15 protein-coding genes are annotated in these 15,987 nt (G+C 67.8%); all 15 read right to left on the bottom strand.

The genetic code is table 11. The annotated features are described in order from the left end of the window. Positions 1 to 61: 61 nt before the first annotated feature. Complete coding sequence (locus tag ACM0O9_RS17620) at positions 62 to 3,019, bottom strand: TonB-dependent receptor plug domain-containing protein (protein WP_414603885.1); 2,958 nt, start codon at positions 3,017 to 3,019, stop codon at positions 62 to 64. A 405-nt stretch (positions 3,020 to 3,424) separates the two neighbouring features. Continuing rightward, positions 3,425 to 4,162 (bottom strand): copper homeostasis protein CutC, encoded by a 738-nt coding sequence (locus ACM0O9_RS17615; protein WP_065184978.1) that lies wholly within the window; start codon positions 4,160 to 4,162, stop codon positions 3,425 to 3,427. After that, positions 4,159 to 5,157, bottom strand: coding sequence for a glycosylasparaginase (locus tag ACM0O9_RS17610; RefSeq protein WP_065177585.1), 999 nt, complete (start codon positions 5,155 to 5,157; stop codon positions 4,159 to 4,161). Before ACM0O9_RS17610 ends, ACM0O9_RS17615 begins: the two co-directional genes overlap by 4 nt. 51 nt (positions 5,158 to 5,208) lie before the next feature. Then, on the bottom strand, positions 5,209 to 6,231 hold the full coding sequence (locus ACM0O9_RS17605) for a glucokinase (protein ID WP_065197007.1): 1,023 nt from the start codon (positions 6,229 to 6,231) through the stop codon (positions 5,209 to 5,211). Positions 6,232 to 6,315: 84 nt separating this feature from the next. Beyond that, on the bottom strand, positions 6,316 to 6,600 hold the full coding sequence (locus ACM0O9_RS17600) for a hypothetical protein (protein ID WP_005409434.1): 285 nt from the start codon (positions 6,598 to 6,600) through the stop codon (positions 6,316 to 6,318). A 35-nt stretch (positions 6,601 to 6,635) separates the two neighbouring features. Then, entirely contained in the window at positions 6,636 to 8,225 is a 1,590-nt protein-coding gene (locus ACM0O9_RS17595; protein WP_065177583.1) for a calcineurin-like phosphoesterase C-terminal domain-containing protein, read from the bottom strand. A gap of 77 nt (positions 8,226 to 8,302) precedes the next feature. Beyond that, positions 8,303 to 8,923 carry a bifunctional phosphoribosyl-AMP cyclohydrolase/phosphoribosyl-ATP diphosphatase HisIE gene (gene hisIE / locus ACM0O9_RS17590; protein WP_414603884.1) on the bottom strand — a complete coding sequence of 207 codons (621 nt, stop codon included), beginning with the start codon at positions 8,921 to 8,923 and terminating at the stop codon, positions 8,303 to 8,305. Continuing rightward, positions 8,913 to 9,689, bottom strand: coding sequence for an imidazole glycerol phosphate synthase subunit HisF (gene hisF / locus ACM0O9_RS17585; protein WP_065184991.1), 777 nt, complete (start codon positions 9,687 to 9,689; stop codon positions 8,913 to 8,915). The genes hisIE and hisF overlap by 11 nt, the downstream gene beginning before the upstream one ends. Continuing rightward, positions 9,683 to 10,417 carry a 1-(5-phosphoribosyl)-5-[(5-phosphoribosylamino)methylideneamino]imidazole-4-carboxamide isomerase gene (hisA, locus tag ACM0O9_RS17580; RefSeq protein WP_065177580.1) on the bottom strand — a complete coding sequence of 245 codons (735 nt, stop codon included), beginning with the start codon at positions 10,415 to 10,417 and terminating at the stop codon, positions 9,683 to 9,685. The genes hisF and hisA overlap by 7 nt, the downstream gene beginning before the upstream one ends. Beyond that, on the bottom strand, positions 10,414 to 11,016 hold the full coding sequence (gene hisH / locus ACM0O9_RS17575) for an imidazole glycerol phosphate synthase subunit HisH (RefSeq protein WP_065177579.1): 603 nt from the start codon (positions 11,014 to 11,016) through the stop codon (positions 10,414 to 10,416). The genes hisA and hisH overlap by 4 nt, the downstream gene beginning before the upstream one ends. Then, the gene (gene hisB / locus ACM0O9_RS17570) at positions 11,013 to 12,086 is read right to left on the bottom strand and encodes a bifunctional histidinol-phosphatase/imidazoleglycerol-phosphate dehydratase HisB (protein ID WP_053499882.1); all 1,074 of its coding nucleotides are present in this window, start codon (positions 12,084 to 12,086) and stop codon (positions 11,013 to 11,015) included. The genes hisH and hisB overlap by 4 nt, the downstream gene beginning before the upstream one ends. Next, positions 12,083 to 13,177, bottom strand: coding sequence for a histidinol-phosphate transaminase (gene hisC / locus ACM0O9_RS17565; RefSeq protein WP_065184993.1), 1,095 nt, complete (start codon positions 13,175 to 13,177; stop codon positions 12,083 to 12,085). Before hisC ends, hisB begins: the two co-directional genes overlap by 4 nt. Then, positions 13,174 to 14,469 carry a histidinol dehydrogenase gene (gene hisD / locus ACM0O9_RS17560; protein WP_065184995.1) on the bottom strand — a complete coding sequence of 432 codons (1,296 nt, stop codon included), beginning with the start codon at positions 14,467 to 14,469 and terminating at the stop codon, positions 13,174 to 13,176. Before hisD ends, hisC begins: the two co-directional genes overlap by 4 nt. Then, on the bottom strand, positions 14,466 to 15,377 hold the full coding sequence (hisG, locus tag ACM0O9_RS17555; RefSeq protein ID WP_065177576.1) for an ATP phosphoribosyltransferase: 912 nt from the start codon (positions 15,375 to 15,377) through the stop codon (positions 14,466 to 14,468). Before hisG ends, hisD begins: the two co-directional genes overlap by 4 nt. Before the next feature lie 34 nt (positions 15,378 to 15,411). Then, positions 15,412 to 15,720 carry a YerC/YecD family TrpR-related protein gene (locus ACM0O9_RS17550; RefSeq protein ID WP_111173367.1) on the bottom strand — a complete coding sequence of 103 codons (309 nt, stop codon included), beginning with the start codon at positions 15,718 to 15,720 and terminating at the stop codon, positions 15,412 to 15,414. Between the last annotated feature and the right edge of the window lie 267 nt (positions 15,721 to 15,987).

Genomic DNA, 15,987 nt, shown 5'->3' with positions numbered 1-15,987 from the left:
CCCCGGTGTTCCGTTTCCGCATCCACGCATGGCGTGGATCTACCGGCGGAGGCCGGTCTCCTCAGAAGGTGAACACATACTCCAATGCGAACTCGCGGCCGACCGCGCTCAGCAACCGGGTCGGGGCGAAGTCATAGTCCAGCTTGTACGGGTCCTTGTGGTTCCAGCTGGCCGAATTGAACACGTTGTTGACGTAGACATTGACCTTGGCGTGCTCGGTCACCTGGTAACCCACGTTGACGTTCCAGGTGATGAACGGCCCGACCCGGCCGAAGTAGCGCGAGGTCTGCTGGCCCGCGTTGGGGTTAGGGTTCACCGAGCCATCCGGCAGCTGTGCCGGTTCCAGGCAGTTCAGCGACGGACTGTCACTGGGCACGTAGCCGTCGGCGAACGGCAGGCAACCGCCGGGATTGTCCAGGCGATCGGTGCCCCAGTGATAGCGCACGCCCGGCACCGAACCCACGCGGTCGGCATAGACGTTGGCGTTCCAGTTGCCGCGCTGCCAGGCCAGGCTCGCGCGCAGCTTGCTGCGCAGGTCCCGGTCGCGCCGTTCCGGGTTCGGGTCGTTGGCGTAGCGCTGTTCCTTGGTCGAGATCTGGTTGGTGTAGTTCAGGCCCAGCTGGAAGCTGCCCCACTGCGCGGTTTCCAGGCGATAGCGTGCAGTCAGGTCGATACCGCGCACTTCCCGGCTGGCCAGGTTGAACGGGCCGCGCTCGATCGACACCAGCCGGCCGCTGCTGTCACGGTTCACGCGGGCAAGGATGCCGGCGCAATAATCGCCACCGGCCGGATTGGCCCACGGCGTGCCATCGATGTTCTTGCCGGTCAGGCAGCCGGCCTCGCTGGCCAGCACCTCGTCAGCGCCGACATCGACGATCATGTCTTCCAGCTTGATCGCCCAGTAGTCGGCGCTGACCGACAGGTTCGGCATCACGTCCCAGACGAAGCCGACCGTCCACGAATCGCCGGTTTCCGAACGCAGCAGCGGCGTGCCACGCCGGTTCACGTCGAAGGTGTACCAGACATCGGTGTTGCCCACGCCACAGTTGTTGACCAGGTAGGCACCGCTCTGGATGCAGCGCAGGCGGTCATAGGTCTGCACTTCGGAACTGCTCGGCTGGCCCAGCAGATAGTGCATGTCCGGCGCGTGGAAACTGGTGGCGTACGAGCCACGCACCAGCAGCGATTCGACCGGGCGCCATTCCAGGCCGACGTTCCAGGTGGTCTCCTTCTGGCTGCCGATATCCAGCGCTTCACTGCTGTCATCGGCCTTGTAGTTGCCATAGCGGTCGTAGCGGGCGGCCGCAGTGGCCGTCACGCTCTCCAGCAGCGGGATCTTGAACTCGACGCCGGCCGAGTAACGGGTGCGCTCGCCGCCACCGCGATCGACGTTCTGCAGATCGAAGTCGATGCCGGCGCGCGGGTCCGGGCTGAGGTGATAACCCTGCTGCGCGACTTCGGCCACGGCGGCGAACGAGATCGGGCCGGCCCAGCCCTGGAACAGTTCGCCGGTGATATCCGCCGAGGCCTGGTTGACCCACGATGACGCGCGGTTCCTGGCCACCGCACCCATCTGCCAGTACTGGTCCGGCGTGAGCGGATTCCACCAGCGCGATTCGTTCAGCGCGTAGATCGCCTCGCCGTTGGCGGTGGTGCCCAGGCGCGGGCCGAGGAAGTAGTCGTACGACTTCTGCTTGTCGACCACGTTCTGCCGTTCTTCCACGCGATGGTAGGAACGGCCCACCGTGGCGCTCCAGTCGAAGCTGTCGGCAAGGCGTCCACGCAGGCCCGCGCTCCAGTCCCATGACAGCTCGCGGTTGGTGTTGCGCAGGGTGTCCAAGCCGCCGACTTCGTTCGGGGTGAACTGGCGCACGCCCAGGATCGGGCGGTTGCGGTTGGCATCCCAGTAGTAGCCGTTGTCATCGTCGATCAGCGAGACGCTGGGTGGATTGGTGCCCCAGATCGCTTCGGAGCGGTACGCCGCCAGGTTGGTCCAGGCCTGCAGGTCGCTGCTGAAATCGAAGGTGGCATACAGGTTGCCGGACACGTTCTCGGCACCACCGGTCAGCAGCCAGTTGGCGTAGTCGGCGCTCATGCCGCACAGGCTGCCGGTGTTGGTGATGCGGTTGGCGGCGTAGTTGTAGACCAGTCGATCGGCCGTGTAGTACTCACCGTCGAACTTCTCGCAGGTACCGGTGGGCGGCGCCAGGCGCTGGCCCGTCGTCGGATCGATCAACGCCAGGCCCGAGGTGGGGCGGAAACCGACCTTGCGCTGCTCCATGTTCCAGGACGCATACGGCGCATCATCGGCATCGTCCATCTGCGGGCGGTCGCGGCCGAACAGGGGATCGCGCTTGGTGTACTGCAGCGCGTAGGTCACGCTCCAGTTGTCACCGGTCCTGCCGCCGGCCCATGACAGGTCCCAGGTGTCGCGCCCGCCTTCGGTGGAGGTACCGCCACGCACGCGCACTTCGTCGCCGTCGTAGTTGGTCTTGAGGATGACGTTGACCACGCCGGCGATCGCGTCCGAACCATAGATGGCCGAGGCGCCGCCGGTCAGTACTTCGATGCGTTCCACCGCTGCGGCCGGAATGTTGCCGTAGTTGGAGAAATTGGTTTCACCGCCATACGGCAGCGGGTAATCGGCCACGCGACGGCCGTTGACCAACAGCAGCGAGCGATTCGGGCCCATCCCGCGCAGGTTCAGCCCGCTGGCATTTGGCGTGTGCGAACCCCACTGCGAGGCGGCTTCGACGGTACCGGTCGCTTCGGTGAGCGTCTTCAGCGCGTCGTACACGCTGACGAAGCCCTCTTTCTGGATCTGCTGCGCGGTGATCACGTTGACCGGGGCCGGACCTTCGACCGCGGCGCGCTTGATGCGCGAACCGGTAACGGTGACCGCGTCCAAGTCCTTGGTGGACGAACTGGCCGCTTCCTGTGCACCAGCGGCCAGGGGAAACAGGACCAGGACCAGTGCCTGGGACAGCAGGTGACGACGCTTGCGAACGGACTGAGCCATGGGTGATTGCTCTTGGAAAGGGTGGACGCACGGACGGGTGGTGGCGTAGCACGACGGCTGATCCGGGTACCGGGATCGGTTCACGACCGTCCCAGCCCCTCCCCTGTGGATCGATCCAAACTAAAGCACAGCTGAACAGCGCCGGGCATGCGGCGATGCAGCAACCGCTGGCGGAATGCCGCTATCGGCTGCCGGTATCCAGAACAATCAAAGGGTTGCGCAACATCACTGAGAGAACGGCGCACACGACAATGACACGAACGCGACAATCGCGCGCGGAACGGTTTTGTCCGCGTTGTCGCGTGCGGCGGCAGCGGGGCGTTGTAGAGCCGAGCCCGTGCTCGGCTGATGTCGTTTGCCGCAAAGCGCAGCCGAGCGTTGGCTCGGCTCTACAGCAGAAGCGGGCTACCTTGCGCCGTCCAGCGCCTGCCGCAGCGCGGCCACGGTCGCGGTGGCGGTCTGGCTCCAGTCCGGGTCCAGGCCGCGCAAAGCCGGGTTCTGGAACTGCATGGCCGAGCGGCGCAGGCCCTTGGCCGAGGCGTGCAGTTCGGTGCAGCCGGTCCGTCGCGCAACGGCGGCGATGTTGGCCGGGCCCAGCCCGGCGCCGGCCATCACCGTGATACGTCCCGCTGCCTGGGTGACCAGACCCGCCAGCACATCCGCGCCGGCCTCGGCGCTGACCTGGCCGCCCGAGGTCAGCACGCGCTGGCAGCCCAGCTCAACCACCTGCTCAAGTGCCGCAGGCAGATCGCGGGCAGCATCGAAGGCGCGATGGAAGGTCACCTGCAGCGGCCCGGCGGCCTGCACCAGTTCACGGCACAGCGCCAGATCGATCCCGCCCTGCACATCCAGCGCACCGATCACCACGCCATCGCAGCCGAGCGCGCGGCACTGCGCGATGTCACGCAGCATCAGTTCGGTTTCCAATGCGTCGTAGTGGAAATCACCCGGGCGCGGGCGCACCAGCACGAACAGCGGAATCGACAGGCGTTCCCGGGCAATCGCGATGGTGGCAAACGACGGCGTGGTGCCACCCTCGGCCAGGTTCTCGAACAGTTCGATGCGGTCGGCACCGCCGGCCTGCGCGGCCAGCGCCGAGGCCAGCGAGTTGCTGGCGATCTCCAGGGTCAGCCGCGTGCTCACGCCTGAGTGCTCGTGTAGATCGACGGCGAGTCGCGCAGGTCGTCCTGGCGCTGTCCATCGCACACGGCGTAGACGAAGCCGCGGTGCAACGCGTAGGCACCCACCTCGCCCTGCTTGTTCATGGCCAGGAAGCACACCTGCAATGTTCTGCTCGCTTCGGGGCGCTTGCGCACCACGCGGTCGATGGCTTCGCGGCAGGCCTGCGCGGGCGAGCGCCCTTGGCGCATCAGCTCAACCACCAGGAACGAGGCGGCGTTGCGGATCATCTCCTCACCCACGCCCGAAGCAGTGGCCGCGCCCACTTCGTTGTCGACATACAGGCCGGCACCGATGATCGGGCTGTCGCCGACCCGGCCGTGCAGCTTCCAGGCCATGCCGCTGGTGGTGCAGGCGCCGGCCAGCTTACCGCGGGCATCCAGCGCCAGCATGCCGATGGTGTCGTGGTTGTCGCTGTTGCCAGGAATACTACGACGCTCGGCATTGATCTGCGGCTGGTACTTCTCGGTCTTCAGCCACTCGCGCCAGGCCGCTTCGGCCTGCGGCGTCAGCAGGTGCCTGCGTTCAAAACCCTGCTGCACCGCGAACTGCTGCGCGCCCTCGCCCACCAGCAGCACGTGCGGGCTGTTTTCCATCACTTTGCGGGCCACCGACACCGGATGCAGGATGTCCACCAGCGCGGCCACTGCGCCACAACGGCCATCACCATCCATGATGCTCGCATCCAGGCTCAGCACCCCGTCGCGATCCGGGTTACCGCAATGGCCGACGGTGGGGTTGCACAGCTCGCTCTCGGCCCAGCGTGCACCGGCTTCAACTGCATCCAGTGCGCTGCCACCCTGCGCCAGCACCTTCCACGCGGCCTGGTTGGCCGGCACGCCGAAGTCCCAGGTCGAAACCACCCTGGCCCCACCCTGCGTGCGCGCCTGCACGCCCGGCAAGGCCACCATGCCTGCGGCCAGTGCGCCGGCCTGCAGGAACTGCCTGCGATCCACCATCTTCCCCTCCCAGTCTGCAATGCACGGCCGGCCCGATGCCGGCCACGCCGATCAGTCGTGCGTGGGCTGCCGTGCGGCGTACCAGACCGCTGCGCCGAGAACGCCCAGCTGGCCATGCTCCACGCGCCATACCGGCACCTGGCGCAGCACCTCGGTCAGCACGCCCTTGTTGAGGAAGCGCTCACGGAAGCGACCATCGGCCAGGAAATCCTGCACATGCGCGGAAATACCCCCGGCCAGGTACACCGAACGCGCACCCACCGCGATCGCTGCGTCGCCGGCCAGGCTGCCCAGCCAGGCACAGAACACCTGCAGCGTTTCCACCGCCAGCGCATCCTCACCGCTGCGCGCGGCACCGATCAGTGCCTCGGTACTGCTCCACACCGGAGTGACGCCACGCAGTTCGCACAGGCACGGATACAGGTTCATCAGGCCACTGCCGGACAGCACGCGCTCGTTGTCCACGTGCGGCCAGCGCTGCAGCAGCTTGTCCAGCACCTGCAGTTCCAGCGCGTTGCCGGCGCCGAGCGCGGCATGGCCGATCTCGCTGGCCAGCACCGGACGCTCGCCGTCGGCAAAGCGCAATGCTGCACCCAGGCCGGTTCCGGCGCCCAGCACCAGCGCCGGGAACGCCTGCGCCGGGTCAGCATCGCCATTGAGCGGCACCAGGGTGTCAGGCTGCAGGTAGGGAATGGCCAACGCCACCGCTTCAAAATCATTGATCAGCTGCAGCTCATACAGCCCGGACTGCACCCGCGTGGCCGACAGCGAGACCGTCCACGGCAGGTTGGAATTGATCAACACATCGCCATCGAGCAGGCCGGCGATGGCGACCACCGCGGCCTGTACCGGCTGGCCGAGGCCAGCGGTGAAATCGGCCAGGATCGCGGCCAGGCTGGGGTGCTCGGCGCAGGCGTAGGTGCGATGGCTGCCCAGCAGTGGTGCCTGGCCGGCTTGCGTTTCAGCCAGCGCCAAACGGGCGAAGGTGCCGCCGACATCGGCGACAACGAGACTGCGCGGAAGACCGCCGCGGGCGGAGTCGGTGGAAACCGGAGACGCTGCTGCGATGGTCACGCTGGCCTGCTTGGATCGATTGAATCGCCCCGATTCTCAGGCATCGGGGCGGCTTTGCCTAGCGCGCCGGCGGTTCAGGTTGGACTACATGCCTTCCTGTTCGGCCACCTGCACACCATCCACCAGCACGCGCAGGCGCTGCGGGCGGAAGCCGGCGAACAACAGCGGCCGGGTGCGCTCGACCAGCACCTCATGGCCGGCGATGTGGCGCAGCCACGACTGTACCAGCGAGAACGAGAAGTGGGTGCCCGGATGCAGCGGATGCTGCACCCAGACCTTCTCGGTGGCGCTCTGCAGCAGCATCGCGCCGGTGAACCAGTGGCGGCTGAGGGTGACTGGCGTGGTGCCGGCCATGAAGCGGATATCCATGCGGGGTCCTTTCGCTGGAGCGGAGATGCGGGGGATCAGGGCTGTGCCGTCTGCAGGCTGTAGCGGGTGGTGGCGGTGAATACTGCACCATCAGGCTGGGTAGAGCGTACTTCGACCTTGTGACTGCCCACTGCCAGGTCGGTCGGCAGCGCGCCACGCCACAGGTGCGGCGACGCGGTGGCCTCCGGCGAACGGTCGTAGCCGCGCAGGCTGTCAGCCAGATCGTCAGCCACGTTCTCCACCATCAGGCGCGGATCGGGCTGACTGACCTGCTTCATCGGCTGCCAGGCACCGCCATCGACGCGGTACTCGACCACGCTGGCGTCCTCGCCCATGTAGACGTTGGCGTAGACACCCCACGCCGGATAGGCCCCCTGGCGCAGCACCTTCGGCGCATGCAGGCCGATCTGCTCGCTGGCCGGCTTGCCGGCCACGCGGTACTGCAGTTTGTAGCTGCCATTGCCGGCGACGTCCAGCAACGCGTAGCCCTTTGGCGTGCCATCACTCATGGCGCTGTCCGGCACGCCGGCGGCATCCTTCACCCCGGACCAGAATGCGCCGCAGTTGGCACCGACGTTGTATTCGTGCAGCGGCTTGTCACCGTTCCAGCCGTCGGCCTTGCCGTGGTAGACGTGCTGCTGGGTGTGGCTGTGCCCGCTGAGCACCAGCACGTTGCGGAAGTCCTTCAGCAGGTCGAACAGGCGCTGGCGGTCAGCATGACGGAAGGTCTCGCGCCCCGGCGCGGCGTCGAACAGCGGGATGTGCATGCCCAGCACCAGCAGGCGGTCCTTGTGCAGGCCTTTCAGGTAGCTGGCAAGGAAAGCGAACTGGTCTTCGCGCAGGCCACCGACATACTTCGGCCTTGCGTTGGGGTCATACACCACGTCGTCGAGGAACACGAAACTGGCACCGCCCTCTTCCACCGCGTAGGTGTCCGGGCCGTAGATGTTGCGCCAGCTGTCCAGCGAATGCTCGTCGCTGGCTGCATCGAAATCGAGGTCGTGATTGCCCGGCACATGGAACCACGGCACGCCCAGCGACGTGGTGACCTTGTTGATTGCCGGATACAGGGTCAGATCGTCGTTGACGATGTCACCCAGGGTGGTGCCCATGCGCGCCTTGGTCTGGCCGACCAGCGGCGACACGATCGACTGCTGGTAGTAGCCGATGTCCTTCAGGCTGGCGGTCTGGGAGTCGGTGAAGACCAGCATCTGGAAGCCGCGACGGCTGTCATGGCGATCCGACTGCAGCGCGAAATCCCAGTTGCGGGTGACATCGCTGGTGGCGGCGATGCCGCCGTACTTCAGCGCCGGCGAGCCGTTCGGGCGGAAGTGGCGCCAGAACGAAGGCAGGCCGTCTGTCGCCTTCGGGAACGAATACGCATCGGGCTTGATCACGAACACGGTCTGGCCGTCACGCACCGGAAGGCTGTAGCTGCCATCGGCGGCGGTCTTGACGATCGTCTCGCCGTTGGAGACCTGCACCCCGGCCAGGCCCGGATCGGTCGCACCGCGGCCCGGCTTGCCGTCACGCTCCAGATAGACCTTGCCGGTGACCACGGTGTCCGCAGCCCAGGCCGGCGAGGTCAGCAACAGGCAGCACAGCCAGGCAGCAGGCAGTTTCATGGGAGGCATCCGGCAGAAAGAGACGCGGTATTGTAGAGCCGAGCCACGCTCGGCTGCATTGCCGGCACTACCACGCTTCAACGATGGCGTTTTTCCAGCACCGCCCGCGCATCGTCCAGCGACAGACTGCGCGCGCGCAGCAGTACCAGCAGGTGGTACAGCAGGTCCGAAGCCTCACCGAGCAGCGCCGCGTCATCCTGCGCAACCGCAGCCAGAGCGGTCTCCACCCCCTCCTCACCCACCTTCTGTGCGATGCGGCGGATGCCGCCCTCGAACAGGCTGGTCGTATAGCTGCCCGGCGGGCGCTGCGCCTCACGCATCGCGACCAACTGGTCCAGCCCGCCCAGGAAGTCCTTCGGCGCCTGGTCGAAACAGCTCTCCGCACCCGTGTGGCAGGTTGGCCCCGCCGGGCGTGCCGTCACCAGCAGCGTGTCGGCATCGCAGTCGACACTGATCGATTGCACCGCCAGGACGTTGCCGGACTGCTCGCCCTTGGTCCACAACCGCTGCTTGCTGCGGCTGAAGAAGGTCATGTGGCCGATGGCCAGCGTGGCCGCTAGCGATTCGGCGCTGACATAGCCCAGCATCAGCACCTGCAGCGTATCGGCATCCTGCACCACGGCCGGCAGCAAGCCGTCACCCTTGCCCCAGTCCAGTGCCTGCAATGCGTCCAACGAAGGCCTGACTTCAATAGACATCCCGCACCTCAATCTGCTGTCCGCGCAGGTAGCGCTTCAATTCTGGAATGGCGATGGCGCCGCTGTGGAACACGCTCGCTGCCAGCGCACCATCGACGTCGGCCTGATCAAAGGCTTCGGCGAAGTGCTCCATCGCACCGGCGCCACCGGAGGCGATCAGCGGCACCTGGCACAGGGCCCGCGCCTGCTGCAGCTGCACGACATCGTAGCCACGGCGCACGCCGTCGCTGTCCATGCAGTTCAGCACGATCTCGCCAGCGCCACGCCGTTGAGCTTCGACGATCCAGTCCAGGGTACGCAGCGGTACCGCCTGGGTCTTGTCCGGGTCGCCACTGAAACGGCGCACCCGCCACTGGCCGTCCGCTTCACGTACCGAGTCGACACCCACCACCACGCACTGCACGCCGAACTCGTCGGCCAGTTCAGTGATCAGTTCCGGGCGGCCCAGCGCGGGGGAGTTGATCGACACCTTGTCGGCACCGGCGAACAACACGCGACGCGCGGCTTCCACGCTGTCGATGCCACCGGCCACGCAGAACGGAATGTCGATCAGGCGCGCGATGCGCTCGATCCACGCCACGTCCACCGAACGCGCCTCGGGGCTGGCGCCGATGTCATAGAACACCAGCTCGTCGGCACCCTGGTCGCGGTAGCGCTGCGCCAGCTCGGCGATGTCGCCCATGTCGACGTGGTCGCGGAAGCGCACGCCCTTCACCACGCGGCCATCGCGCACGTCAAGGCAGGGAATGATGCGGCGGCTCAACATGCCAGCGCCTCCGCCAGGTCCATGCGCTGCTCCAGCAGTGCCTTGCCGAGAATCGCACCACCGCAGCCAGCGGCACGCGCCTCGGCCACATCGGCCACGTCACGGATGCCGCCGGACGCCTGCACCGCCACCCCCGGCAGCAATGCCGACAGGTGCTGGTAGAGGCCGATATTGGGCCCGGCCAGCATGCCGTCGCGGGCGATGTCGGTGCACAAGAGGTGGCGCATGCCGGCGCGCGCGTAGCGCTGGGCCAGGTCATCCAGGGTCACCCCGGCGTTCTCGGTCCAGCCGTGCACCGGCAGCTGCCACTGCCCCTGTGCGTCCTGGCGCGCGTCCAGCGCAATCGTGATGCGCTCGGCGCCAAATTCCTCCAGCCAGCCGACCACTTCATCGGGGCGGCGCACCGCCAGCGAGCCGACCACCACGCGGCCGGCGCCAGCATCAAGCATGCGCGCCACATCGTCGCGGCCACGCACGCCACCACCGGTCTGCACCTGCAGCGGCGTCTGCGCGCGGATCGCCGCCAGCAGCGGTGCCAGCGTATAGCCACCGGCGCGTGCAGCATCCAGGTCGACCAGATGCATCCACTGCGCGCCCTGGGCGGCGAAGGCCTGCGCGCGCGGCAGCGGATCGTCGCCGTAGGAGGTTTCCTGCGCGTAGTCGCCCTGGCGCAGCCGCACCACGCGGTCATCGCGGATATCCAGCGCGGGGTAGACGATGAAACTCATGCAGCGGTGCCCTCGAGGAAATTGCGCAGCATCAGCGAGCCGGTCTCGCCGGAGCGCTCGGGGTGGAACTGTGCGCCGTAGTAACGCCCCTGCTCCACCACGGCAGTGAACAGCCCACCGTGGTCGCACGCCGCGACGGTGTGGGCATTCAGCGGCGCCGCGTAGCTGTGCACGAAGTAGGCGCTGGCCCGCTCCGGGACACCCTGCAACAGCAACGACTCCCGCAGCGGCAGCAGCCGGTTCCAACCCATGTGCGGCACCCGGATGCCACAGGCCGGCACCAGCTTGCGCACCACGCCCGGAATCAGTCCCAGTGTTTCTACGCCCGCTTCCTCGGAACGTTCGAACAGCAACTGCATGCCAAGGCAGATGCCCATCAGCGGCACCTGCAATCGCTGCAGCGGTTCCACCAGGCCCTGCGCGTGCAGGCGCTGCATGCCGGGACCGGCGGCGCCGACACCGGGCAGGATCACCCGCTGCGCACCCACCAGTTCGTCCGCATCGCGCACCAGCCGCACCGTCGCGCCCAGGCGCTCCAGTGCGTAGCGCACCGAGCCCAGGTTGGCACCACCGGCATCGATCAGCGCGACGTCGCTCACAATGCCCCCTTGGTGCTCGGCAGTGCCGTGCCCTGCCGGGCCAGCGCCGGGCGCAGTGCGCGCGCCAGCGCCTTGAAGCAGGCCTCCACCTTGTGGTGATCGTTGTCGCCGCGTACCTGCAGGTTGAGGTTCAGGCCACTGGCATCGCACAGCGAACGGAAGAAGTGCGGCACCAGCTCGGTCGGCATGTCGCCCACCCGCTCGCGCTTGAATTCGCCCTCGAACACGAAGTACGGGCGGCCGCTGAAGTCCAGCGCAGCGCTGGCCAGGGTCTCGTCCATCGGCAGGGTGAAGCCGTAGCGGCCGATGCCGCGCTTGTCGCCCAGCGCCTCGCGCAGGGCCTGACCCAGCGCCAGCCCGGTGTCCTCGATGGTGTGGTGCTCGTCGATGTGCAGGTCGCCCTCGGCCTGGATGTCCAGCGCGAACCCGCCGTGCTTGCCGATCTGTTCCAGCATGTGGTCGAAGAAGGGCAGTCCGGTGGCGATGCGCGCATCACCGGCACGGTCCAGATCGAGTTCAACGCGGATCTTCGTCTCCTTGGTGTTGCGCTGGACCACGGCAGTACGCGGCGCGTCGGCCAGCGCATGGGCGATGCCCGGCCAGTTCCACTCGCCACCGAACTGTTCGGTGCGCAGCTGGAAGCCACGGATGTTGAGGTTGTCGGCGAACTGCAGGTCGGTGATACGGTCCCCCACCATGCCCGAACGCGCCCAGTCGATGCTGCGGTCCTGCAGGTAGGCGGTCATCAGGCCGATGCCCGGCTTGCGCGTGGGCGCGTTGTCCTGCGGCCAACTGCAGTCGATCAGCACGTCACGGAAGGTGATGCCCTGGCTCTCGAAGATCTGCAGCATCAGGTCGTTGGGGCCATCGAAGCTGGCGCGTGGGTAGCTGTCGCTGCCCAGGCCATCCTGGTTGGTGACGATCACGAACTGGTAGCCGGCATCACGCAGCTTCAGCAGCGCCGGGATCACCTGCGGCACGAAGCGCAGCTTCTCGTAGGCGTCGATCTGGAAGTCGGACGGCTCCTCGATGAGGGTACCGTCGCGGTCGATGAACAGGATCGGGGTCATGCTGCGGCCCTCCGCGCCGACAGGGCCGCAAGCACGCGGTCGTTCTCTTCGGGACTGCCGATACTGATGCGCAGTGCATCACCCAACTGCGGCGCGGCGCGCTGGTCGCGCACCACCACGCCCACAGCCAGCAGCGTATCGAACGCGGCCTGGGCATCGGCGAAGCGAACCAGCAGGTAGTTGCCGGATGAGCGGTAGACGCGACGCACGCCGGGCAGGCCCGGCAGCGCCTCGCGCAGGCGTTCGCGCTCGGCAATCACCGTGGCTACGCGCTCGGCGGTGATGGTCAGCGCGGCGGGTTGCAGCGCCTGCACCGCCAGTTCCGTGCATGGCGTCGGCACCGGGTACGGCGCCTGGCAGCGGCGCAGCACGGCAATCAGCTCCGGGGCGGCGATCAGGGTGCCAACGCGGGCGGCGGCAAGAGCGTGCGCCTTCGACAGCGTGCGCAGCACCGCCAGATTCGGGTTCGCGGCCAGCAGCGTGGTCGCCGACGGACGCTGCGCGTACTCGACATAGGCCTCGTCCACCACCACCAGTGCTTGCCCGCGCAGCGCAACCACCACCCGCTCGACTTCGTCCAGGGCGATGTCACTGCCGGCCGGGTTCGACGGGGCGCACAGGAACACCAGCTTGGCACCTTGCGCCTTGGCCGCGTCGACCACCGCATCCAGATCGGCACGCAGGCCATCTTCGCTGTCCACCAGCGGCACTTCAATCAATGCGGCGCCCTGCAGGCGTGCGCAGACGGCGTACATGCCGAACACCGGCGGCGTGACCACCACGCCGTCGCGGCCCGGCACGCACAGCGCGCGCACCAGCAGATCAATGGCCTCGTCGCTGCCGCGGCCGACCAGCAGCTGCTGTGGCGTCACGCCGTACAGCGCCGCCAAGCCTTCGCGCAACGCCAACGGTTGCGGCTCCGGATAGCGCCGGCTGCTGCCAGCCGCGTCGGCCGTATTGGCCCAGGCGGACTCGTTGGCGTTCAACCAGACCTCGCCCTGCACCGCTGCGCTGCGTGCCGAGCTGTAGCCGGCGAACGCCTGCAGATCCGGACGCACCAGCGCCAGCACCTCCTCGACAGCCGCGCTCATGCCGCCACCTCCATGCGCAATGCCACCGCACGCTCGTGGGCATCCAGGCCTTCGGCGCTGGCGATGATGCGCGCGCAGCCGCCGATCGCGGCCAGGCCGGCGGCACTGGCGCTCTGCACGCTGATCAGGTTCTGGAAGCTGGCAACGCTCACGCCGCTGTAAGCACGCGCGGCGCCGGCGGTGGGCAGCACGTGGTTGGTGCCGCTGCAGTAGTCACCCAGTGCTTCGGGGGTGTAATCACCCAGGAACACCGAGCCGGCCGCCTGCACCTTGTCCAGCCAATCGCGCGGTTCACGCAGCGCCAGGATCAGGTGTTCGGGCGCATAGCGGTTGCTGATCGCGAAGGCCTCGTCCAACGAATCAACCTGGATCAGGCGCGACGCTGACAGCGCCTGCCGCGCAATCTGCTGGCGCGGCAGCAGGGCCACCTGGCGCTCGACCTCAACCTCGACCGCGGCCAGCATCGCGGCATCGTCGGTCAACAGCAGCACCTGTGAATCCGGGCCGTGCTCGGCCTGCGACAGCAGGTCGGCGGCGACGAACGCCGGATTGGCGCCAGCATCGGCAATCACCAGCACTTCGGAGGGACCGGCCGGCATATCGATGGCGGCGGCGCCATCCTGCGCGACCTGCTGCTTGGCTTCGGTGACGAAGCTGTTGCCGGGCCCGAACAGCTTGTCGCAGGCCGGAACGCTGGCGGTGCCATAGGCCATCGCGGCGATCGCCTGCGCGCCGCCCAACTTGAACACGCGCTGCACGCCGGTCAGGCGCGCGGCTACCAGCACTGCCGGATCGGCGCTGCCGTCGGCGCGCGGCGGCGTGCACAGCACCACCTGCGGGCAACCGGCCAACTGCGCCGGAACGCCCAGCATCAACGCGGTGGACGGCAGCGGCGCGCTGCCGGCCGGCACGTACAGGCCCACCCGCCCGATCGGGCGCAGCATGCGTTCGCAGACCACGCCTGGCGCGGTTTCAACTGCGTATCCCTTGCCCATGCCGGCGGCGTGGAAGCGGGCGATGCGCTCGGCGGCGTCCACCATGGCCTGGCGCAGTTCGGCGGGGACAGCGGCTTCGGCCGCCGCGAACTCGGCTTCGCTCACTTCAAAGGACGACAGTTCGACACCATCGAAGCGTGCGGTGATCGCACGCAGCGCGTCGTCGCCCTGCGCGCGCACCTGTGCAATCAGCGTCGCCACCGCGTCGCGGGTCTGCTGCGCCACGGTCTGCACCGGGCGGGTCAATGCCGCGCTGCGCGCGGCCTCATCAAGTTGGGACCAGATCAGACGGTTCATGCCAGCGACCGCTCCACGCTCAGTACCATGAGGCCCTGCGCACCCGCGCGCTCGAGTTCTTCCATGCGCTGCCAGCTCAGCGGGCCGGGGCACATGGTCTGCAGGCGCAGCGCACCGCCATCGGCCGGCAACCGCACCAGCGGCTCGGCATCGGCCAGCAACTGCGCCAGCGCGTCGACGCGATCCTCGCTGGCGCGGAACATCAGCAGCTTGCGGTCCTGGCGCTGCACCACGCCATCGAGGCGGCGCAGCAGCATCGCGCGCAGCGATGCACGTGCATCTTCGGGCACCCGTACTGCACCGGCCAGCACCGCCTCGCTGTCGAGCAGGTTGTGCACCGGGGTCAGCTGATTGGCGCGCAGGGTGGCGCCGCTGGACACCAGATCGCAGATCAGGTCGGCGGTGCCCAGGCGCGGGGCGATTTCGACCGAACCGGACAGCTCGACCACCTGTGCGTCCACTCCCTGCTCGGCCAGCCACTGCGTGAGGATGGCCGGGTAGCTGGTGGCGATGCGGGTGCCGGCCAGCTGCGCCGGACCCTGCCACTGCCATTCCTCGGGCACCGCCAGCATCAGCCGGCACTGGCCGAAGCCCAGCCCGCGCAGCGCCTGATAGGCGTCCGGCAGGCCGACCTGGCGGCGTGCCGCGGCCTGTTCGTCCAGCTCGTTGCGGCCGACGATGCCGAGGTCGCAGACGCCGTCGGCGATCAGGCCGGGGATGTCGTCGTCGCGCACCAGCAGCAGGTCCACCGGCAGCGATTCGCCGTAGCAGAACAGCTTGTCGCGGCTTTCGCGCCAGCTCAGGCCACAGGCGCTGAGCAGGTTACGGGCGGGCTCGGCCAGCCGGCCACTCTTCTGGATGGCGATACGCAGCCGGTCTCGTGCCGGCGCTGCCTGGGTTGCACTCATGGGGGAGGTCTCGAAGTTCGGAACGGGGCGCGGATCAGCGCGAAGCAAGGCGGTCGATGGCAGCGGCATAGCCTCGATGGCCGTGCTCGAGCGTGCGCGCCACCCGTCCGGTGGTGGTCACGCTGACCCCGGTGCGCTCGTGGATCTCGCGGTACGGCACGCCCTGCTGCAGCAACGGCACCACCTTCCAGCGGTCGGCCATGGCTTCCAGTTCGGCCGGAGTGCACAGGTCGCGCAGGAAGGCTTCCACCTCCTCCGGCTCGCGCAGGGCGGCAAAGGCCAGGGCCAAGGCTTCCAGGTCGGCCTTCGGGTCTTTGGCGGCAATCTCGGGGCGGGCTTTCACGGGGTCGTTTCCATGCATCAATGTAATAGCGCGTTAGTACATTAGCGCATTCTTGCGCAGTGCGTCAAATCGGGGGTTGAGGGGGCGGCAAGGCTGCTGCCCTGCACCCGCTAGATGCCGAAGCGACGTCAAATGCTGGATGGCTGAGGGTTGGCGGGGTGGGTCCGGTGGCATGGGACGCCGTAAACCCGTCCATGGGGGCTTGTCCGCGGCATGCATGCCACCGGACCCACCCCGCCAACCCTCAGCCATCCAGCATTTGACGTC

Source organism: Stenotrophomonas sp. FR012 (assembly GCF_047520565.2).
Classification (GTDB): domain Bacteria; phylum Pseudomonadota; class Gammaproteobacteria; order Xanthomonadales; family Xanthomonadaceae; genus Stenotrophomonas; species Stenotrophomonas sepilia.
This window is presented reverse-complemented; position numbering and strand designations above follow the sequence as displayed.